The organism is Roseovarius sp. MBR-79, assembly GCF_053628555.1.
Genome location: NZ_JBRJGP010000013.1, coordinates 53,141 through 73,173 on the forward strand (window position 1 = coordinate 53,141; position 20,033 = coordinate 73,173).

Consider the following 20,033-nt stretch of genomic DNA (forward strand, 5'->3'; position numbering starts at 1 on the left):
GCGGGGGCCGCCGCCATGACGCGGGCCCATGCCGATCCGGCCCCGGCGCGGGTCGTGTCGATCAACCTTTGCACCGATCAGCTTGCGATGATGCTGGCCGCCCCCGGTCAGCTTGTGTCGGTGTCGCGCCTTGCCGCCGATCCGCATTCCTCGGCCATGGCCGACGCGGCGCGCGCCTTTCCGGCCAATCACGGCCGCGCCGAGGAGGTCTATCTGCTCAAGCCCGATCTGGTTCTGGCGGGGCGCTACTCCGCGCGCGCGACCGTCGACATGCTGCGCCGGGTGGGGCTGCGGGTGGAACTGTTCGACACCGCCACATCGCTTGACGACACGCGCGAGCGCATCGCGCAGATGGCGCGGCTTCTGGGGCGCGAGGCCGAGGGCGCGGCGCTTGTCAAGGATTTCGACGCGCGTCTCGCGGCGCTCGCCGCGCCCGAGACCGGACGGCGCGCGGCGCTCTATCATCCCAACGGCTACAGCCTTGGCGGGGGCACGCTGGCCGATGACATCCTGCGCGCGGCAGGCCTCGGTAATGTCGCGCGTGATCTGGGGCAGACGGGCGGCGGCACGCTGGCGCTGGAACAACTGGTGATGGCGGCCCCGGACCTGCTCATCCGCGCCGAGGCCCTGCCCGGCGCCTCGCGCTCGGAGGAGGTGATGACTCATCCGTCGCTCGAGCGGCTGGCCGCCACCACCGCCGGTTTGCGCATCACCTCGCCCGACTGGATCTGCGGCACGCCGCATGTGCTGGGCGCGGTGGCCACCGTCGCCCGCGCGCGGGAGGGGCTGGAATGAGGCCGCTCGCTTTCGGCCTTGCCGCCCTTGTCGCGGCGCTTTTCCTGGCCTCGCTGGTCGTGGGCCCGGCAGGCATCACTGCGGGCGCGGGGTTGCACGCGCTGGTCCTTGGCGGCGACGGGCCCGAGCCTCTCGTGATGCGTGAAATCCGTCTGCCCCGCGCCCTTCTCGGGGTGATGATCGGGGCAAGCCTCGGCCTTGCCGGCGCGGCGATGCAGGGCTATCTGCGCAACCCGCTGGCCGAGCCGGGGCTCATTGGCGTCTCGGGCAGCGCCGCCCTTGGCGCGGTGCTGGCCATTCATACCGGGTTGGCGGCCGCCACCGCGCTCGCCTTGCCGCTTGCGGCGCTGGCGGGCGCGGGCACCGGCGTTATGCTGATCCTGATGCTGGCCGGGCCGCGCGGCGGGTCGATCACGCTCATCCTTGCCGGGATCGCCATTTCGGCGCTCGCGGGCGCGCTCACCTCGCTGGTGCTCAACCTCTCGCCCAACCCCTATGCCGCCTCGGAAATCGTGTTCTGGATGATGGGCTCGCTCGCCGACCGCTCGATGACCCATGTCTGGCTGGCCCTGCCCTTGATGCTGGCGGGGGGGCTGGCGCTCCTCAGTCTCGGGCGCGGGCTTGACGCGCTGACCTTGGGCGAGGACGCGGCCGAAGCGATGGGGCTGCGCCTCTCGCGCCTCCGCCTCACGCTGGTGCTCGGCACGGCGGCACTGGTGGGGTCGGCGGTGGCGGTGGCGGGGGCAATCGGCTTTGTCGGCCTCGTGGTGCCGCACCTCTTGCGCCCGCTTGTGGGCGCGCGGCCCTCGCGGCTGCTCTGGGCCTCGGGCCTTGGCGGCGCGGCGATGCTGCTTGCGGCGGACATCGCCGTGCGGCTGATCCTGCCCGAGCGCGATCTGAAACTGGGCGTGCTGACCGCCATTGTCGGCGCGCCGCTCTTCCTGCATCTCATCTACAAGACGCGGGGGGCGCAGCAATGAGCCTCCTGTCGCTCCGCAATCTTGGTGTCACGCTGCGGGGGCGCGCGATCCTTGCGGGCGTCACGCTCGATGTGGGGCCGGGCGAGTTCATCGGGCTGATTGGTCCCAATGGCGCGGGCAAGACCACGCTGATGCGCGCCGCCCTCGGCTTGTTGCCGCATGAGGGCACGAGCAGCCTTGCCGCCCTGCCCCCCGAAGCGCGCGGGCAGCACGCGGCCTGGATGCCGCAGGCGCGTGACATCGCCTGGCCTGTCACAGTGGAAACTCTGGTAGCCTTGGGGCGCACGCCGCATCTGGCAGGCTGGCAGGGAATGACGGCGCACGACCGCGCCCATGTGGGTCGCGCGCTGGCGACGATGGGGCTGGAGGGCTTGCGCCACCGCACCGCCACGCGGCTTTCGGGGGGCGAGCAGGCGATGGCGCTCATCGCCCGCGCGCTGGCGCAGGATACGCCGCTCCTGATGGCCGACGAGCCGATTGCCGGGCTTGATCCGGCCAATCAGATCGCCACCATGGCGGTCTTTGCCGGGCTGGCGCGGCAGGGGCGCGCGGTGCTGGCCTCGCTGCACGATCTGGGGCTGGCCGCGCGCCACTGCACCCGCCTCATCCTGCTGGGCGCGGGCGGCGTCGCCGCCGATGGCCCGCCCGAGACAGTGCTGACGCCCCAAAACCTCGCCCGTATCTTCCACGTAACCGCCCATTACGCCACCACGCCGCAAGGCCCGGTGTTCCAGCCGCTGGAGGTGATAAAATGATCGCGCTGCACCACGATCACCCCTGGCTTGCCCTCGATCTCGGGGCCGAAATGCCGGTGCTCAGTTGGGCCGTGAACCGCCCCGGCCTTGTGTGGGCGCGGCGCATCCTGTGGCGCGAGGTGCGCAATGCCGACCTGCCCGAGGGCCTTGACGTGGAGGCATGGCTGACACGGGAACTGGCCGCGCGGGAGGCGCTTGACGCGGTGTGCTTCCTCACCTCCTGCAATATCGCGCAGGTCTGCGAAAGCCGCGCCGAGGCAGGCGGCATCCGCGCCCGCGCCGTGGCGACGGTGGGCCTCACGAACGCCGAGTCGGTGGGCACCCGCCTGCCCCCCGCGTCCCATGGCTGGGGCACGATCAACATCGCCGTCACGCTCTCCGAAGGGCTGACCGAGGGTGCCCGCATCGAGGCGCTCAGCATCATCGCGCAGGCCCGCACCGCCGCGCTGATGCAGTCCGGTCTGCGCCTCTCCACCGGTCCCGTCACCGGCACCGGCACCGATTGCGTAGCCCTCGCCGCGCCCGAGGGCGCGACGCGATACGCGGGGCTTCACACGGCCACGGGCGAGGCCCTTGGCCGCGCCGTGCTGGACGCGGTGACGCGCGGCGTGGTGCTCTGGAAAGCCAGCGATGCGGCACGGGAGGCCCGCCATGGATGAAACCACGCTTTTCGCCTTTCTCGACCGGGGCGGCCCGGCGCTCTGGGTGATCGCCGTGCTGTCGGTGCTGACGCTGGCGCTGATCCTGTGGAAGCTCTGGCGTCTGCTGCTGACCGGCGCGTGGTCGGGGGCGGTGACCGAACGCGCGGTGACGCTCTGGCAGCACGACCAACGCCCCGAGGCTGCGGCGCTCCTGCGCCCGCGCCGCAGCCTGCGCGCGCGACTTGCCCTTGCGGCGATGGAGGCGAGGCAGGCCCCGCATTGGTCCGAGGCACAGGCCCGCGAGGAGACCACCCGCGTCGCCAAGGGATTGCTGGCCGAGGCCCGCACCGGGCTGCGCGCGCTGGAACTCATCGCCACCATCGCGCCGCTGATCGGGCTTCTGGGCACGGTGCTTGGCATGATCGCGGCCTTTCAGGCGCTTCAGACCAGCGGCAACAGCGCCGATCCGTCGGTGCTGGCGGGGGGTATCTGGGAGGCGCTGCTGACCACGGCGGCAGGCATGGCGGTGGCAATCCCCGCCTCGGCGGCGCTCACGTGGTTCGAGAGCGTGGCCGACCGCGTGCAGGCCGACATGGAGGACGCCGCCACCCGGATCTTTACCGCAGGGGCAGCGGCATGATCAGCTTCGGCCCGCCCCGCGCCGCCCGCCGCCCGAGCCTCACGCCGATGATCGACGTGGTGTTCCTGCTGCTGGTGTTCTTCATGCTGGCGGCGCGCTTTGGCCATGATCTGAGCCTGCCCATGGAAACGGGTGGGGGGGCTGCGGCCTATGACGGCCCGCCACGTCTCGTCGTTATCGGCCCCGATACGCTTACCCTCAACGGACAGGCCGTGGCCCCCGACGCCCTGCCCGAGGCGCTCGCGCCCCTGATGGAGACGCTTGAGGATATCGTCGTGCTGCGCCCCGCCGAGGGCGTGCCGCTCTCGCGGCTGATCGAGGTGAGCGACACGCTTGCCGCGGCCGGTCTCGGGCGGCTCATGGTGGTGGAGTAGGCCGATGCAGTTCTCCGCGCCCCGCCGCCGCCGACCGATCGAGCCGATCGTGCCGATGATCAACGTGGTGTTTTTGCTGCTCATCTTCTTCCTGATGAGCGCACAGATCGCGCCGCCCGCCCCCTTTGACGTGATCCTGCCCGAAAGCGGCGCGGGCGACCGTGCCGTGCCCGCCGACACGCTCTACATGGATGCGGAGGGGCAGCTTGCCTTCAACGAGGCACGCGGCGCGGCGGTGCTGGACGCGCTTGCCGCGCGCGCGCAGGCCGACGCGCCGTTGCAGATCCGCGCCGATGCGGGGCTTGAGGCGCGGGCGCTGGCGCGGCTTTTGCCGGGGCTGGCCGCGCGGGGGGTGGTAGAGGTCGAGATCGTGACGGGGGCGAAATGATCCGGGGGCTGGAATTCGCGGGCTTCGTGGCGCTGGCGGCGGCGGTTCATGCCGGGGTCTGGTCTGCCGCCCCCGAGGGCGGCGGCGCGGGCGGGCAAGGCGGGGCCGAGACGGTGACGCTTGCCGCCGCCGCCCCGCAGATGGCCGCCCTCGTGGCGGCGTGGGAGCGCCCGGTCGACGCGCAGGACCACGCGCCCGCCCCGCAGACCCTGCCCACGCCCGAGGCGCAGCCGGTGGCCCTGCGCCCCGACGACACGCCCGCCCCCGCGCCACGGCCTGCACAACCGCAGCCGGATGCCGCGCCAACCCTGCCCCGGCTGCCCGCGTCCCCCCTGCCCGCGCCCGCCCTCACGGACCGCGCGCCCGCGCCCCTGCCGCCCCCACCCGCCAAAGCCCCCGCGCGGCCCCTGCGCCCCACGCAGGCACCCCCGCAAACGGCACGCCCCGACGCCCCCGAAACCCCGTCCATGACAGCCCTGCCGCAGATCGACCGGCAGACGGCCACGGCCACGACACCGGCCACGACACCGGCCCGCACGCGCCCCGTCGCCCGCCCCGAACCGAAACCGGCCGCAAGACCGTCCCGGCCAAGCCCCGCGCGCGCCAAACAGACCGCGCGCGGCACAGGTCAGCAAGAGGCGGGCGGGGCCGCGAAATCCCACGCCCCGGCGCAACTCGACGCCGCCACCCGCACCAGCCTCATGGGCCAGTGGGGGGGCGCGATCCGGGCGCGGATCGAGCGGCAAAAGCGGTATCCGGCGGGCACGCGGGCGCAAGGCACGGTGCATCTCGTGCTTGATGTGGGGGGCGACGGGCGGCTCATGGGTGTTGCGGTCACGCGCTCTTCGGGCGATGCGCGGCTCGATGCGGCGGCGGTCAGTGCCGTGCGCCGCGCGCGCCTGCCCGCCGCGCCCGACCGGCTGCCGGGACCACGCCACCGCTTCACCCTGCCGGTGGCCTTCGCGCGCTGAGCACATGGATGTGACGCCGCGCCGTGCGATGCCCCCTACAACTCGCGCGTGATTTGCGCTAGACGGGTTACGCCGCAATGCAGCAAGGATACCGCCCCATGGCCTCCACACAAAAACCGATCAACCTCGCGCTGCAAGGCGGCGGCGCGCATGGTGCCTTTACCTGGGGCGTGCTCGATTACCTGCTCGAGGACGGGCGGCTGCGCATCGCGGGTGTCTCGGGCACCTCGGCGGGGGCGATGAACGCCGTGGCGCTGGCCGATGGCTTTACCCGCGCAGGCCCCGATGGCGCGCGCGCGGCGCTCGACAAGTTCTGGCGCTCGATGAGCGAGAGCGCGCGCAACACGCCGCTGCAACGCACGCCGGTGGACCGCATCACCGGCAACTGGGGGCTGGAGAACAACCCGTTCTATCATTTCATGAACGCGCTGACCGGCGTGGCCTCGCCCTATCAGCTCAACCCGCTCAACATCAATCCGCTGCGCGATCTGGTCGAGGAGAGCATCGATTTCGAGATGGTGCGCAAATGCACCGCGTTCGAGCTGTTCGTGTCGGCCACCAATGTCGAGACCGGGCGCGTGCAGGTCTTTCCGCGCGAGGGCCTGACCGCCGACATGGTGATGGCCTCGGCCTGCCTGCCGCATGTCTACCAGGCGGTCGAGATCGACGGCGTGCCCTATTGGGATGGCGGCTATATGGGCAATCCGGCACTCTTTCCGCTTTATGGCAAGACCGGCACCGACGATATCTTGGTCATCCAGATCAACCCGATCGAGCGCAAGGGCGCGCCCAGGACCGCGCAGGACATCCAGAACCGGATGAACGAGATCAGCTTCAACGCCAGCCTCCTCAAGGAATTGCGCGCCATTGATTTCGTCGACCGGCTGATCCGCGAGGGCAAGCTCTCGGTCGATCACTACCGCCCCGTCAAGGTCCACCTGATCGAGAACGAGGCCGAGATGAAGCCGATGGGGGCCTCGTCGAAGATGAACGTGGAATGGGCCTTTCTCACCCGGCTGCGCGATATCGGCCGCACGACCGCCGCGCGCTGGCTCGATGGCTGCTTTGACCGGATCGGCACCGAGAGCACCGTCGATCTGCGCGCCATGTTCCAGGGGATCGGGGCAGAGCACCAGGGCTGAGGCCGCCCGCTACCCCAGCCGCCGCCGGATCCAGCGCGCCAGATAGATCACCGGCCAGCGCAGCACGCTCATCCCCGCGAGCAGCATGACAAGGCCCACCCAGGGCCCGTTCTGCACGGTCACAAGGCCAAGGATCGGCACCCCGAGCGCGATGAGCATATAGGCCCGGCGCCAGTGGTTGTCGCGGCTCGGGGCCATCGCCAGAAGATTTGCGAGCACCAGCCAGAGCAGCGCGGCGATCAGGGAGGGGGTCACGACAGCCCTCCTGCCGGGCTGACCGACCGGGCGGCCTGCGCGGAGACGCCAGCGCCCCCCATGACCCCCGCGCCATTGGCGGGCGCGAGACCCGGACCGATCCAGTGCCTGAGGGTCCGGGTCATGCGCTACCCCTTCAGCCGCGCAGGAAGGGCATTGGCCCAGGCAGAAATCGTGCCCGCACCCAGACACACCACCATGTCGCCGGGTTTCGCCTCTGCGCGCACGAGCCGCTCAAGATCGTCCTCGGAGGCGACGGCCACCGCCTGCCGGTGACCGTGGCGGATGAGGCCCGCCACCAGATCGTCGCGCGAGGCCCCCGGAACGGGGTCCTCGCCCGCCGCGTAGACATCGGCGATGCCCACCACGTCGGCCTCGTTGAAACAGCCACAGAAATCGTCAAAGAGCGACGACAGGCGCGAATAGCGGTGCGGCTGGTGCACGGCGATGACGCGGCCCGTGGAGGCCTGCCGCGCGGCGCGCAGCACGGCGGCGATTTCCACCGGATGATGGCCGTAATCGTCGATGATGGTCACACCATTCACCTCGCCCACGCGGGTGAAGCGGCGGTTGACGCCGCCGAAACTCGCCAGTGCGTCGCGGATGGCGGCGCGCGGCACGCGCAGATGCCGCGCCACGGCGACGGCGGCGAGCGCGTTCGACACGTTGTGATCTCCGGGCATGGGCAGCGAACAGCCCTCGATCAGCTTGCCCTCGGCCTGAAGCGCGATGTCGAACCGCGCCACACCTGCCTGATATGTCAGGTTGAGAGCGCGCACATCGGCCTGCGCGTTGAAGCCGAAGGTGATCACCCGCCGGTCGGTGATCCGCCCCACCAGCGCCTGCACCTCCGGGTGGTCGGTGCAGCACACGGCCAGACCATAGAACGGGATATTGCTTACGAAATCGTGAAACCCCTGCCGCAGGTTCTCGATCGTGCCCCAGTGCTCCATATGCTCGGGGTCGATATTGGTGACGATGGCGATGGTCGCGGGCAGGCGGTTGAAGGTGCCGTCGCTCTCGTCGGCCTCGACCACCATCCACTCGCCCTGACCCATCCGGGCGTTGGAGCCGTAGGCGTGGATCACGCCGCCATTGATCACCGTGGGGTCGATCCCGCCCTTGACCAGCAGTTCCGCCACCAGCGTTGTCGTGGTGGTCTTGCCATGGGTGCCCGCCACCGCGATGTTGGACTTGAGGCGCATCAACTCGGCCAGCATCTCGGCCCGGCGCACCACCGGCAGGCCACGCCTGCGCGCCTCGTCCAGTTCGGGATTGCCCGGTTTGATCGCCGAGGAAATGACCACCACCTCGGCCCCGTCCAGATTGTCGGCGCGCTGGCCAACAAAGACCCGCGCGCCGAGGCTTTCCAGCCGCTCGGTGATCTTCGACGCCTTGAGGTCCGAGCCCTGCACGTCATAGCCAAGATTCAGCAGCACCTCGGCGATGCCCGACATGCCGATGCCGCCGATCCCCACGAAATGCAAAGGGCCCACATCGGTGGGCAGCTTGGTGGCGGCATTCATGGTATCAGTTTCCTTCTTTTGCCAGTTCTTCGACCAGATCGGCCAGCCGCTCGGCGGCCTCGGGCCGCCCCTGCAAGCGCGCCGCCTCGGCCATCAGGCGCGCGCCTTGCGCATCGCCCAGAACCGCCGCCATCTGCGTGGCGAGCGAGGCGGTGTCAAGCCGGCTCTCGGGGATAAGGATCGCAGCCCCCGCCGCCACCAACCCGCGCGCATTGGCGCTCTGGTGGTCATCGGCAGCGGCGGCGAAGGGAATGAGGATCGCGGGCCGCCCGATCACCGCCAGATCGGCAAGGCTTGATGCGCCCGCGCGGGAAATGACCAGCTGCGCCTCGGAGATGCGCCGCGCCACGTCACGGAAAAACGGCTGAACATCGGCGTCGATCCCCGCCTCGGCATAGGCGCGCGCCACGCGGGTGCCGTCCTCGTCGCGCGCCTGATGGCTCACGCGGACATTGCGCAAAATCTCCTCGGGCAGCGCGGCGATGGCCCCGGGGACCACATCGCTCAGGATGCGCGCGCCCTGAGAGCCGCCGATCACCAGCACCGACATCGGATAATCGCCCGGCGGGATATAGGGCGCGCCCGCACGCTCCAGCACCGCCGTGCGCACCGGGTTGCCCACATGCTCAGACCTCGCCCCCTCGGGCAGGGTGGTGGGCCAGGTGCCGCAGGCCACCAGATCGACGCGGGGGGCAAAAAGCCGGTTCACCCGCCCCGGCACGCCGTTCTGTTCGTGCACCATGCGCGGCAGGCGCAACAGGGTCGCCGCCGCCAGCGCCGGGATGCTCGGATAGCCGCCGAAGCCCACCACCATGGCCGGTTTCTCGCGCCACATCCGCACCACCGTGCCAAGCACGCCGCCCGCGATATGCAGCGGTGCCAGCAGCTTGTTCACGATCCCGCCGCGCGCGAATGTGGCGCTTGCCACCTGCACGATCTCGACCGAATGGGGAAAACCGCCCACGTAGCGCGCGCCGCGCGCGTCCGTGCTCAGACGCACCCGCCAGCCGCGCCGCAGCATCACCTCCGCCAGCGCCTGCGCCGGGAACATGTGCCCGCCGGTGCCGCCCGCCGCGATGATCAGAAGCGGCGCGCTCACCGCCGTCCCCGCAGGATATCGCCGATCTGCCCCTGCGGGCGCGTCCGCGTGAAGGCCAGCAGCATCCCCAGGGCAATGCCCCCCGCCACCAGCGACGAGCCGCCATAACTGACGAAGGGCAGCGTCATCCCCTTGGCGGGCAGAAGCCGCACCGCCACGCCCATGTTGATCATCGCCTGCGCGCCGAAAATCGCCACAAGGCCGGTGCCCGCAAGGCGGATGAACGGATCACGCTCGCGCATCAGCCGCAGGAAGGAGCGCACGACGATCCCCGCGTAGAGCGCGATGACGACCATCACCAGCACAAGGCCGTATTCCTCTGCCGCCACCGCGATGATGAAATCCGTATGCGCATCGGGCAGCGACCATTTCACCTGCCCCTCGCCCACGCCCACGCCAAACAATCCGCCCTCGCGGATCGCGTTGGTGGCAAAGCCAAGCTGCGTCGTGGGATCGAGTTCGGGGCTGAGAAACCCGTCGATGCGACGCGCGAAATGCTCGGAATTGGCATAGGCCAGCGTGCCCGCCGCCACCACCGCCCCGGCCATGATCAACAGAAGGGTGACCGGCGCACCGCTCACGAACCACATCACCCCCCAACCGAACAGCACCAGCGCCGCCTGCCCGAAATCGGGCTGCATCGCCAGAAAGCCCAGGATCACCACCATGAGGACGAAAGACCAGAGCCGCCCCGGCGGGCCGCCGATCTCGTAGCTGGCCGCGATCATCCAGGCCGCGACGACGACGAAAGCGGGCTTGAGAAATTCCGAGGGCTGAACGCTGGCGAACCCGAGGCTATACCAGCGCACCGCCCCCTTGCCGAAATCCGTGCCGAAGACCGGCAAACACATCAGCGCCAGCAGCGCGCCGAAAAACCCCAGCACCGCCAGCCTGCGCACCGTCTCGGGGCGCTGCATCGAGACAAGCATCATGGCAACAAGCGCAAGCCCGCCAAAGAACATCTGTCGCTGAACGTAGTGAAACGGCGCAAAGCCGTTCTTTTCCGCCAGCGGCACCGAGGCCGCCAGCCCCAGCAGAATACCGATGGCAAAGAGAATGAGCACCGAGAAGAACGACCATCTGTCGATCGTGCGCCACCACCGGGGGAGAACGGGCTCTGCGTCCCGCAGGGGCACTGCCCCATAGACCATTTCCGTCATCTGCCTGCCGCCTCGATTAGGTTCGCCCCTTTGCGGGGTCTCGGTGCACAGTCTAGCCGCATTTCGGCCCCTGCGCCAGAACCTCTTGCCAATGGGCGGGTTTTCGCGTCACAGGCGGATCATGACGAACGCGGTTACGACCCTCATCCTTGGCGCAGGCGCCGCGGGGCTGATGTGCGCGGCTCATGCCGGTCCGGGCGCGCTGCTGATCGACCATGCGCGCGCGCCGGGCGAAAAGATCCGCATTTCCGGCGGCGGGCGGTGCAATTTCACCAATCTTCATGCGGGGCCAGAGAATTTCCTGTCGCAGAACCCGCATTTCTGCAAATCGGCGCTGGCGCGCTATACCCAGTGGGATTTCATCGACCTCGTGTCGCGCCATGGCATCGGCTGGCACGAGAAAACACTGGGGCAGCTTTTCTGCGACGGGCGCGCGACGCAGATCGTCGCAATGCTGGTCGCCGAGGCGCGGCAGGCGGGTGCCGATCTTTGGCTTTCGACGCGGGTGGTCGGGATCGACCATGACGGCCAGTGCTTTCGCGCCGTGCTCGACCGCGAGGGGGCGCGCGTTACCGTCACGGCCCGCCACCTCGTGTTGGCCACGGGGGGCAAGTCGATCCCCAAGATGGGCGCGACGGGCCTCGCCTACGAGGTCGCGCAGCGCTTCGGCCACGCGCTGACCGAAACCCGCCCCGCCCTTGTGCCGCTGACCTTCTCGGACGCGCCCTTTGCCGCGCTCGCGGGCGTGGCCCTGCCCGTGCGCGCCGCTTGCGACGGCGTGGCCTTCGAGGAGGCGGCGCTCTTTACCCATCGCGGGCTTTCGGGGCCCGCGATCCTGCAAATCTCGTCCTTCTGGCGCGAGGGGACGGCGATCACGCTCGATCTCGACCCCGGGGGCGCGCTTTACGAGACCCTGCGGGCAGACCGCCAGAGCCAGGGCAAACGTAACCTGACCACCGTGCTGGGCCAGCATCTGCCGGGCAAGCTTGTGACCCACCTCGCCCCCTCGCTGGCCCTTTCGGGCAATCTCGGAGACCAGTCCGACGCCCGGTTGGGCGCGCTCGTCACGGCGCTGCGCGGCTGGGAGATGAAGCCCACCGGCTCGGAGGGCTACCGCACCGCCGAGGTGACGCTGGGCGGCATCGCCACCCATGGGCTCGACTCGGCCACCATGGAATCGCGCCACCTGCCCGGTCTATTTGCCATCGGCGAGGCGGTGGACGTGACCGGCTGGCTGGGCGGCTACAATTTCCAATGGGCCTGGTCCTCGGGCTGGGCGGCGGGCCAGGCGATTGCGGCGCGGGGGTAAGAGGGGGACTGGCCGGGAGCGGTTGCGAAGAGAGCCGCGCCGGGAGCAAATCCCAACCGGCCCCGTCAGGCCAGGCCCTACCGCTTCGGCCGCGCGCGTGCCGCCATCACGTCGCGCCCCAGCGTGAGCGTATAGGCTTCCAACGCGCTCAGCGCCGCCAGCGCCGCCTCGGCCTCGTGTCCCTCAAGCGCATCGGCAATCCGGGTGTGAAAGCCCACGATCACCTCGCGCGACCGCGCCGTGAAGGTGATCATGTTCATCAGAGGCTGCATCGCCTCGACCGCGCCCGCGAGTTGGTAGCTGAGCACCGGGTTGCCCGCGCTGTCCACCAGTGCGCGGTGAAAGGCCACGTCCGAGGCGCAGAACGCCTCGTCCGTCAGCCCCGGCTGTGCCTGACGGTGGATCTCGGCGCGCATCGTGGCGAGCGTGTCGGGCGTGCGCCGCTCTGCCGCCAGCGGCGTGCAGGCACGCTCCAGCGCATATCGCGCCTCGCAGGCCACATCAAAGCTGATGGCGTTCATCGAAAGAAGCAGCGTCGCGGTGGTGATGTGTTGCCCGTAGGCCTCGGGATAGCTGAGGCGATTGACGAAGGCCCCGCCGAACGCGCCGCGCGCGGTGCGGATGAGCGATTGCGCCGCCAGCCGCTTGAGCGCCTCGCGCACCGTGGGGCGCGACACCGCGAAGTGATCGGCCAGTTCCGCTTCGGACGGCAGGCGTTCATCGACAATGAGCCGCCCGGCCATGATCTCCTCGCGGATCGCCTCGGCGATCTGCGCCGAAAGGTCGGCCTTGTTATCGGGATCAATTTTCATTTGTCTTACATTTAAATGTCTGACAATTTAAATGCAAGGGATGAGTCGGGGGAGCGGCGATGATCGCGGCGCAGGTCAGACGGATGGGGGGCGGGCATTGGCTGGTGCTGTTCGGCCTCATTCTGGGGGCCTGGGGGCTGCTTTATGCCATGGCGCTGCCGCAAGAATTGCGCGAGGGCGCGCAGATTTACGGCGCGGATTTCCTGCAAAGCCTGTGCATCGTCACGCCGGATGCGGCCGGGTTTACCCGCATCATCCTCATGTGGGCGCTGATGTCGGCGGCGATGATGGCCCCCACGGCGCTCCCGGCCTTCGCCACCTACGAGGATCTGGGCCACGCGGGCGAGACGCGGCTGGGCGCGCTGGTGGCGGGGTATCTGTCGGTCTGGCTGGGGTTTTCGGTGCTGGCGGCAGCGGCGCAAATGGCGCTCTTTCAGGCGGGGCTGCTGACGGCCTTCGGTGACAGCCGGTCCGGTGTGATGTCGGCGGCGCTGCTGGCGCTAGCCGGGCTATACCAATTCAGCCCGGCCAAGGAGGCGTGCCTGTCCAAATGCCGCCGCCCGCTGTCCTTCTTCATGCAGTATTGGGACGAGGGCGCGCTACGCAACGGCGTGCGGCTGGGCCTTGTCTGCCTTGGCTGTTGCTGGGCGCTGATGATGCTGGCGTTCGTGGGCGGCGTGATGAACCTCGCCTTCATGGGGCTGGCCACGGTGATCATGGTTCTGGAGAAACTGCCGCAGATCGGCGCTTGGCTCACCCGCCCGCTCGGCGTGGCGCTGCTGGCCGCGTCGGGCTGGGTTCTGTTCACATCAATCTGAGAGAGGAGACCGGATATGGCATTGGATACGGTGGGCACAGTCCCGTGGGCGATCAAGGGGGAGTTGATCCTCAACTGCAACTGCACGGTGTTCTGCCCCTGCGTGGTGAGCCTTGGCAAACACGCGCCGACGGAAGGCTACTGTCAGGCCTGGTCGGGCGTGCGCATCGACGAGGGCCATTACGGCGACGAGGATCTGAGCGGGCTGAACGTCGGCCTGATGCTGGAAATCCCCGGCCTGATGGCGCGCGGCAACTGGAAGGCGGCGGCCTTCATCGACGAGCGCGCGAGCGAGGCAGGCTATGAGGCGCTGGTCAATATTTTCAGCGGCAAGGCGCGCGGCACCACCGGCCTCTTCGGGGTGCTGGTGAGCGAGTTTCTGGGCGCCGAGCGCGCGCCGGTCATCTTCGAGACCGAGGGCAATGCCCGCCGCCTGATGGTGGGCAAGAAGATCCAGGGCGAGGTGATCCCCGTTCCGGGCCATGGCGGTCAGGATATCGTTGTCACCAACACCGAATACTGGATGGGGCCGGATATCACCGTCGCCACCGCCACCAAGGGCCGCGTGCGCGCCTTTGGCCGGGTGTGGGATTTCGACGGGCGCAGCGCGGAAATCTGCCAGATCGACTGGAAAGGCCCGCGCTGATGGTGCTGCTGTCGCCCTCGCGCCGGTTGCGCCGCACGCCGTTTTCCCAAGGGGTCGAGGCGGCGGGGGTCAGGGCCTACACGGTCTATAACCACATGCTGCTGCCTACCGTGTTCCGCTCCATCGAGGAGGATTATCGCCATCTCAAGCAGGCGGTGCAGGTCTGGGACGTGGCCTGCGAGCGGCAGGTGGAGTTGCGCGGCCCGGATGCGGGCCGCCTCATGCAGATGCTGACGCCGCGCGATTTGCGGGGGATGATGCCGGGGCAATGCTATTACGTGCCCATCGTCGATGAGACCGGCGGGATGCTCAACGATCCCGTCGCCGTGAAACTGGCCGAGGATCGCTGGTGGATTTCGATTGCCGATTCGGACCTGCTCTACTGGGTCAAGGGGATCGTGCAGGGCTGGCGGCTCGATGTGCTGGTGGATGAGCCGGACGTGTCGCCGCTGGCGGTGCAGGGACCGCGTGCCGACGATCTGATGGCGGCGGTCTTTGGCGACGCGGTGCGCGATATCCGCTTCTTTCGGTTCGGGATGTTCGATTTTCAGGGCCGCGACATGGTGATCGCGCGTTCGGGCTATTCCAAGCAGGGCGGCTATGAGATCTATGTCGAGGGCGGCGATATAGGGATGCCGCTGTGGAACGCCCTGATGGAGGCGGGCAAGCCGTGGGACGTGCGCGCGGGCTGTCCCAACCTGATCGAGCGGATCGAGGGCGGATTGCTGAGCTATGGCAACGACATGACCGACGACAACACGCCGCATGAATGCGGGCTGGGCCGGTTCTGCAACACCCACACGGCGATCGGCTGCATCGGGCGCGATGCGCTCTTGCGGGTGGCTCGTGAAGGGCCGGTGCAACAAATCCGCGCCATCGCCATCGAGGGCGGCGCGGTGCCGCCCTGTGTGGACTGGTGGCCGGTGCTGTCGGAGCGGGGCGAGCGGGTGGGGCGCGTGAGTTCCGCCGCGTGGTCGCCGGATCATCAGGTCAACGTGGCCATCGGCATGGTGCGGATGACCGATTGGGAGGCGGGCACCGACCTGCGGGTCATGGCGCCGGATGGCGAGCGGCGCGGCGTGGTGCAGGCGGGGTTCTGGGCCTGAGAGGGGGAGTGAGGGGCCAGCCCCTCACACTCCCCGGGATATTTTTGGCAAGATGAAGCGGGGGGCTGGCCCTGCGAATGACATGGAGAGCGATATGTTCAACGCATTGGTCGTCGAGAAGGACGAGGAAAGCGGCAAGACATCTGCGGCGGTGAAACAGATTTCCGTGGAGGATCTGCCGCATGGCGAGGTGCTCGTCGCGGTCGAGTATTCCACCGTGAATTACAAGGACGGGCTCTGCATCGGGCCGGGGGGCGGCCTTGTGCGCAAATATCCGCACGTGCCGGGGATTGATTTCGCCGGAACCGTCGAGGAAAGCCGCGACGCGCGTTACAAGCCCGGCGACAAGGTGGTACTGACCGGCTGGCGCGTGGGCGAGGCGCATTGGGGCGGCTACGCGCAAAAGGCGCGGGTGAAGGCCGACTGGCTGGTGCCGCTGCCCGAAGGGCTGGACACGCGGGCCGCGATGGCCGTGGGCACCGCAGGATTTACCGCGATGCTGGCCGTCATGGCGCTGGAGGATCACGGGCTGAAGCCGGGGCACGGGCCCGTGCTGGTGACGGGGGCTGCGGGCGGTGTCGGGTCCGTGGCGACCGCGATCCTCGCCAATCTCGGGCATGAGGTGGCGGGGGTGACGGGCCGCCCCGAGACCGCCGATTACCTGCGGTCGCTGGGGGCCACGCAGATCGTGCCGCGCGAGGAACTCAACGAGACGGTCAAGCGCCCGCTGGAAGCCGAGACCTGGACCGGCTGCGTCGATGCCGTGGGCGGCGCGATGCTGGCGCGGGTGCTGGGCCAGATGAAATACGGGGCCTCCGTCGCCGCCGTGGGCCTTGCGGGGGGCGCGGGCCTGCCCGCGACGGTCATTCCGTTCCTGCTGCGCGGTGTGAACCTTCTGGGCATCGATTCGGTGATGCAGCCCTATGACAACCGCCTGCGCGCCTGGGGCCGGATCGCGCGCGACCTGCCGATGGACAAGCTCGAGGCGATGATCGTGCCCGCCAGCCTCGGCGATCTGCCACGCCTCGGGGCCGAAATCCTCAAGGGACAGGTCAAGGGCCGCGTGGTGGTGGATGTGAATGGATGACGTCACGATCCGGCTGGCGCGCGCGGGTGATTTCGACGCGCTCTGGCCGATGCTGCGCGCGGTGATCCGCGCGGGCGACACCTATGCGCTCGACCAAAACCTCGATGCCGAGGCGGTGCGCGCGCTCTGGATGGAGGCCCCGCGCGCCACCTATCTTGCCGAGGCGGGGGGCGAGGTGCTGGGCACCGCCTACATCAAGACCAATCAGGCGGGCGGTGGCGCGCATGTCTGCAATGCGGGTTTCGTGGTGGCCGAGGCGGCGCGCGGGCACGGCGTGGCGCGCGCGCTCTGCGAGCATGCCAAGGTGGAGGCCCGCGCCATGGGCTATCTGGCGATGCAGTTCAATTTCGTGGTCGAGACCAACGAGGGGGCCGTCGCGCTCTGGCAGAGCCTGGGCTTTGCGACCGTGGGCCGCCTGCCGCACGCCTTCCGCCACCCCGAGGCGGGGCTGGTCGATGCGCTGGTGATGTATAAATGGCTGGGCGCGGACGGCGATTGAGGCTGGCGCGGGTCTGGCGGTCATGGCAGGCTATCGGACAAGATGCGGATTGATCGAAGCCCTTTGACCGCGGCCCTGCTCGTGGCCGTCCTGACGGTGGCGCTGGCCGCTGTCGGCTTTGCGCATCGCGGCGGGGGGCTGCCGGACGCGGATTACGCGGCCTATCTGGCGGCGGGCGGCTCTGCCGGGGACCTCTGCGCCCATGGCGGCGGTGCCGGGGATCACGCGCCCGCAAAGCATGAGAGCGGCACCAATGGCTGCGAGGCCTGCCGCATCGCGGCGGCCATGGTGCTGCCTGAGCCGGGGCGCGCGCCCGATGTCTGGCCACGCCCGGTGCGCGCGCTGGCAACCCCGGCCGAGGCGCAGATCCGCCCTGCCCGCCTGGCGCATGGCCTGCCACAGACCCGCGCACCGCCGCGCGCCTGAGATTTCCCGAACCAGTCCTTTTCAACCTGCGCCGCCGCGATGCGGGGCGCCTGCGATGGAGTTGCTCCATGACCTCGATTGATCAGACCTGTGCCCCGCCCGAGAGCGCGCGCGGCACCAACGCCTTTTATTTTGCGGCCTGGCGGTGGCATTTCTATGCCGGGCTGTTCGTGATCCCGTTCTTCTGCATCCTGGCCGTGACCGGGCTGATGATGCTGTGGATCGCCTGGATCGACGGGCGCGACGGCGAGCGCACCGTGGTGCAACCGCTCGATGCGCCGCTTGCTGTCTCGGTGCAGGCCCAAGCGGCGGTGGCGGCCGTTCCGGGCGGCACGCTCAAGCAATACGTGGCCCCGCGCCGCGATGATCTGGCGGCGATTTTCCGCGTCGATCAGGGCGGCGAGGCGACCATGGTCGTGGTCGATCCCTACCGCGCCGAGGTGCTGGCGCAGTTTCCACGACGGCAAGGCTGGTATGATTTCGCCGATGGTGTCCATTCCGAGTTGATGCTGGGCGTGACCGGCGACCGGATGCTGGAGATCGCGGCCTCGCTCGGCATGGTGCTGATCGCGACCGGCCTTTACATGTGGTGGCCGCGCGAGGCCGGGTGGCGCGCGGCGCTCATCCCTACCTTGGGCCGGGGCCGCGCGCTCTGGCGGTCGCTGCACGGGGTGCTGGGCTTCTGGATTTCCATCGTGCTGGCGTTCTTTCTTGTCTCCGGCCTCGCCTGGTCGGGGGTCTGGGGCGAAAAGCTGGTGCAGGCCTGGAGCCAGTTTCCCGCCGAGAAATGGGACAGCGTGCCGCTCTCGGACGATATCCACGCCAGCATGAACCACGACCGCAAGGAGGTGCCCTGGGCGCTCGAACTCACGCCCATGCCCGCCTCGGGCAGCCATGCGGGCCATGAGGGCGTGAGCGGCGCGGTGACCATCGACACGCTCGACACGCTCGCGCGGCAGATCGGGTTCGATGCGCGCTATCAGCTCAACCTGCCCCAGGGCGAGACCGGGGTCTGGACCTTGGGCCGCGACTCGATGAACACCGACGATACCGACCCGACCTCGGACCGCACGGTGCATGTGGACCAGTATACCGGCAATATCCTCGCCGATGTGCGCTATGGCGATTACTCGCTGGCGGGCAAGGCGATGGCCGTGGGCATCGCGCTGCACATGGGCACGATGGGGCTCTGGAGCGTGCTGGCAAATACGGTGTTTTGCCTCGCGGTGCTGTTTCTCTGTGTCTCCTCGGTGGTGATGTGGTGGAAGCGGCGGCCTGCCGGGGCCGCGCGCCTTGTTGCCCCGCCCCTGCCGCGCGATCTGCCGATGTGGCAGGGCGCGGCGCTGGTGGGGCTGGCGGTGTCGCTCGCGTTTCCGCTGGCGGGTCTGACGCTGGTCGCGGTGCTGGCGCTTGACGTGCTGGTGCTGCGCCACCTTCCGGGGCTGCGCCGCGCGCTGAGCTGATCCCGTGCCCCATGCGTCTTGAGGCCCCGCCCCGGCGGGGCCTTTGTCGTTTCCGGGACAGGCGCGCCAAAACCCGCATTGACGGTGATTCGCAGGCGTGATTCGATGAATTTCGCCTGTTGAGGCCCTGTCAGACGGTTGGGAAACCATGGGGCAACATCGATGTCCGTAGATTGCTTGGGAAATCGTGGGACGTTTATACCTTAAGATGAAACACAATATATTGGATATATCTTATCGAAAAGCACCACATGATCTAAAATTGACCAACTAATGACGTATCCCCTTGTTTCCCAAGATATCCCGGCAGGCGCGCCATCGAAAGAAAGTTCAAAAAATGTTTGCAGTGGGAGAAAATACCATGCTATCCAAGGACCACGATGAGGACGGGACAGACGAAGGGGCAACAAGACCCCGAAACAATCTCCCAAGTCAGGTTTCATACAGGCACCCAGCTTCATCGCATAAGAATCCGGCGCGCGAGCGAGCAGACATCCCCCCAGGTGGCGCGCGCAGTCGGAAACCCCGCTAGGCGGGACGAGGGCGGCGGGTTGATCAGTGGCAGCAGATCAACCCGCCGTTTTCCGTCAGGGGGACCGGGTATCAACCGGGGGCACCAAAAGAGGCCATCGGGACAGTGGGTCGGATATTCAGAGGCGAAAACACCGTAAAGGTGGATGCCAAGGGCCGGGTGTCGATCCCCGCGCTCTTTCGCCCCGTGATCCAGGACAGCGATCCCAACTGGAGCGCCGGAAAACAGCCCGAACTGATCATCGTCTATGGCGACCACCGCCGCGATTTCCTTGAATGTTTCACCGTCGAGGCGATGCAGGAAGTGGACGAGAAAATTGCCCGCCTGCCGCGCGGCTCCAAACCGCGCCGCCTGCTCGAACACATGTTCCAGGGACAGTCGCTCCCCACCTCGGTCGATGACACGGGCCGCATCGTGCTGCCCGCCAAGCTGCGCAAGAAGCTCGATCTCGAGGACGAGGCGTTCTTCATCGCGGCGGGCGACACGTTCCAGATCTGGAAGCCCGAGACCTATCAGGCCAAGCGCCTTGCCGATGTCACCGAGTGGCTTGACGAATTCCCCGAGGATTTCGACCCGCTCACCCTGCTCGACACGCCCGACGGGGGCTGAG

24 protein-coding genes are annotated in these 20,033 nt (G+C 68.7%); 18 read left to right on the plus strand and 6 right to left on the minus strand.

Annotated features, from left to right (window positions below; translation table 11 throughout):
- Positions 1–15 precede the first annotated feature (15 nt).
- The 9 genes from ACSSV8_RS14040 to ACSSV8_RS14080 all read left to right on the plus strand — a co-directional run bounded on the left by ACSSV8_RS14040 (position 16) and on the right by ACSSV8_RS14080 (position 6,686).
- On the plus strand, positions 16–795 hold the full coding sequence (locus ACSSV8_RS14040; RefSeq protein WP_454282851.1) for an ABC transporter substrate-binding protein: 780 nt from the start codon (positions 16–18) through the stop codon (positions 793–795).
- A complete protein-coding gene (locus ACSSV8_RS14045; protein WP_454282852.1) occupies positions 792–1,775 on the plus strand; it encodes a FecCD family ABC transporter permease in 984 nt (327 codons plus the stop codon). Before ACSSV8_RS14040 ends, ACSSV8_RS14045 begins: the two co-directional genes overlap by 4 nt.
- The gene (locus tag ACSSV8_RS14050; protein ID WP_454282853.1) at positions 1,772–2,530 is read left to right on the plus strand and encodes an ABC transporter ATP-binding protein; all 759 of its coding nucleotides are present in this window, start codon (positions 1,772–1,774) and stop codon (positions 2,528–2,530) included. The genes ACSSV8_RS14045 and ACSSV8_RS14050 overlap by 4 nt, the downstream gene beginning before the upstream one ends.
- Positions 2,527–3,189, plus strand: a complete 663-nt coding sequence (locus tag ACSSV8_RS14055) for an adenosylcobinamide amidohydrolase (protein WP_454282854.1) — start codon at positions 2,527–2,529, stop codon at positions 3,187–3,189. The genes ACSSV8_RS14050 and ACSSV8_RS14055 overlap by 4 nt, the downstream gene beginning before the upstream one ends.
- A complete protein-coding gene (locus ACSSV8_RS14060; RefSeq protein WP_354539478.1) occupies positions 3,182–3,811 on the plus strand; it encodes a MotA/TolQ/ExbB proton channel family protein in 630 nt (209 codons plus the stop codon). The genes ACSSV8_RS14055 and ACSSV8_RS14060 overlap by 8 nt, the downstream gene beginning before the upstream one ends.
- Complete coding sequence (locus ACSSV8_RS14065; RefSeq protein ID WP_454282855.1) at positions 3,808–4,185, plus strand: ExbD/TolR family protein; 378 nt, start codon at positions 3,808–3,810, stop codon at positions 4,183–4,185. Before ACSSV8_RS14060 ends, ACSSV8_RS14065 begins: the two co-directional genes overlap by 4 nt.
- Before the next feature lie 4 nt (positions 4,186–4,189).
- Positions 4,190–4,573, plus strand: coding sequence for an ExbD/TolR family protein (locus ACSSV8_RS14070; RefSeq protein ID WP_454282856.1), 384 nt, complete (start codon positions 4,190–4,192; stop codon positions 4,571–4,573).
- The gene (locus tag ACSSV8_RS14075; RefSeq protein ID WP_454282857.1) at positions 4,570–5,544 is read left to right on the plus strand and encodes a TonB family protein; all 975 of its coding nucleotides are present in this window, start codon (positions 4,570–4,572) and stop codon (positions 5,542–5,544) included. The genes ACSSV8_RS14070 and ACSSV8_RS14075 overlap by 4 nt, the downstream gene beginning before the upstream one ends.
- A gap of 98 nt (positions 5,545–5,642) precedes the next feature.
- On the plus strand, positions 5,643–6,686 hold the full coding sequence (locus tag ACSSV8_RS14080; protein ID WP_454282858.1) for a patatin-like phospholipase family protein: 1,044 nt from the start codon (positions 5,643–5,645) through the stop codon (positions 6,684–6,686).
- A gap of 9 nt (positions 6,687–6,695) precedes the next feature.
- Here ACSSV8_RS14080 and ACSSV8_RS14085 read toward each other — a convergent pair whose 3' ends face one another.
- Genes ACSSV8_RS14085 through ACSSV8_RS14105 form a run of 5 tightly spaced genes read right to left on the minus strand, consistent with a single transcriptional unit; the run spans position 6,696 to position 10,726 of the window.
- Positions 6,696–6,941 (minus strand): DUF2484 family protein, encoded by a 246-nt coding sequence (locus tag ACSSV8_RS14085; protein ID WP_454282859.1) that lies wholly within the window; start codon positions 6,939–6,941, stop codon positions 6,696–6,698.
- The gene (locus ACSSV8_RS14090) at positions 6,938–7,066 is read right to left on the minus strand and encodes a hypothetical protein (RefSeq protein ID WP_454282860.1); all 129 of its coding nucleotides are present in this window, start codon (positions 7,064–7,066) and stop codon (positions 6,938–6,940) included. The genes ACSSV8_RS14085 and ACSSV8_RS14090 overlap by 4 nt, the downstream gene beginning before the upstream one ends.
- A 3-nt stretch (positions 7,067–7,069) precedes the next feature.
- A complete protein-coding gene (gene murC, locus ACSSV8_RS14095) occupies positions 7,070–8,467 on the minus strand; it encodes a UDP-N-acetylmuramate--L-alanine ligase (protein WP_454282861.1) in 1,398 nt (465 codons plus the stop codon).
- Between the two features lie 4 nt (positions 8,468–8,471).
- Positions 8,472–9,566, minus strand: coding sequence for a UDP-N-acetylglucosamine--N-acetylmuramyl-(pentapeptide) pyrophosphoryl-undecaprenol N-acetylglucosamine transferase (locus ACSSV8_RS14100; RefSeq protein ID WP_354539470.1), 1,095 nt, complete (start codon positions 9,564–9,566; stop codon positions 8,472–8,474).
- Entirely contained in the window at positions 9,563–10,726 is a 1,164-nt protein-coding gene (locus ACSSV8_RS14105; protein WP_454282862.1) for a peptidoglycan glycosyltransferase FtsW, read from the minus strand. The genes ACSSV8_RS14100 and ACSSV8_RS14105 overlap by 4 nt, the downstream gene beginning before the upstream one ends.
- Positions 10,727–10,847: 121 nt before the next feature.
- On the opposite strand from ACSSV8_RS14105, the gene ACSSV8_RS14110 reads away from it, so the two are divergent.
- Positions 10,848–12,035, plus strand: coding sequence for an NAD(P)/FAD-dependent oxidoreductase (locus tag ACSSV8_RS14110; RefSeq protein ID WP_454282863.1), 1,188 nt, complete (start codon positions 10,848–10,850; stop codon positions 12,033–12,035).
- 77 nt (positions 12,036–12,112) lie between these two features.
- Here the strand turns inward: ACSSV8_RS14110 and ACSSV8_RS14115 are convergent, their stop codons facing one another.
- Entirely contained in the window at positions 12,113–12,847 is a 735-nt protein-coding gene (locus tag ACSSV8_RS14115; protein ID WP_454282864.1) for a FadR/GntR family transcriptional regulator, read from the minus strand.
- An 83-nt stretch (positions 12,848–12,930) separates the two neighbouring features.
- Here ACSSV8_RS14115 and ACSSV8_RS14120 point away from each other — a divergent pair, with 83 nt between their 5' ends.
- From ACSSV8_RS14120 to mraZ, 8 genes are all read left to right on the plus strand, one after another.
- Positions 12,931–13,665, plus strand: a complete 735-nt coding sequence (locus ACSSV8_RS14120) for a DUF2182 domain-containing protein (protein ID WP_454282890.1) — start codon at positions 12,931–12,933, stop codon at positions 13,663–13,665.
- Between the two features lie 15 nt (positions 13,666–13,680).
- Entirely contained in the window at positions 13,681–14,310 is a 630-nt protein-coding gene (locus ACSSV8_RS14125; protein WP_354539466.1) for a DUF1326 domain-containing protein, read from the plus strand.
- On the plus strand, positions 14,310–15,416 hold the full coding sequence (locus ACSSV8_RS14130; protein ID WP_354539465.1) for a dimethylsulfoniopropionate demethylase: 1,107 nt from the start codon (positions 14,310–14,312) through the stop codon (positions 15,414–15,416). The genes ACSSV8_RS14125 and ACSSV8_RS14130 overlap by 1 nt, the downstream gene beginning before the upstream one ends.
- A 94-nt stretch (positions 15,417–15,510) precedes the next feature.
- Entirely contained in the window at positions 15,511–16,503 is a 993-nt protein-coding gene (acuI, locus tag ACSSV8_RS14135) for an acryloyl-CoA reductase (RefSeq protein WP_454282865.1), read from the plus strand.
- Positions 16,496–17,002 carry an N-acetyltransferase family protein gene (locus ACSSV8_RS14140; RefSeq protein ID WP_454282866.1) on the plus strand — a complete coding sequence of 169 codons (507 nt, stop codon included), beginning with the start codon at positions 16,496–16,498 and terminating at the stop codon, positions 17,000–17,002. Before acuI ends, ACSSV8_RS14140 begins: the two co-directional genes overlap by 8 nt.
- 63 nt (positions 17,003–17,065) lie before the next feature.
- Complete coding sequence (locus ACSSV8_RS14145) at positions 17,066–17,428, plus strand: hypothetical protein (protein WP_454282867.1); 363 nt, start codon at positions 17,066–17,068, stop codon at positions 17,426–17,428.
- A gap of 68 nt (positions 17,429–17,496) precedes the next feature.
- Positions 17,497–18,891 carry a PepSY-associated TM helix domain-containing protein gene (locus ACSSV8_RS14150; protein ID WP_454282868.1) on the plus strand — a complete coding sequence of 465 codons (1,395 nt, stop codon included), beginning with the start codon at positions 17,497–17,499 and terminating at the stop codon, positions 18,889–18,891.
- Positions 18,892–19,528: 637 nt separating this feature from the next.
- Positions 19,529–20,032, plus strand: a complete 504-nt coding sequence (mraZ, locus tag ACSSV8_RS14155) for a division/cell wall cluster transcriptional repressor MraZ (protein ID WP_454282869.1) — start codon at positions 19,529–19,531, stop codon at positions 20,030–20,032.
- The last annotated feature ends 1 nt before the right edge of the window (position 20,033 follow it).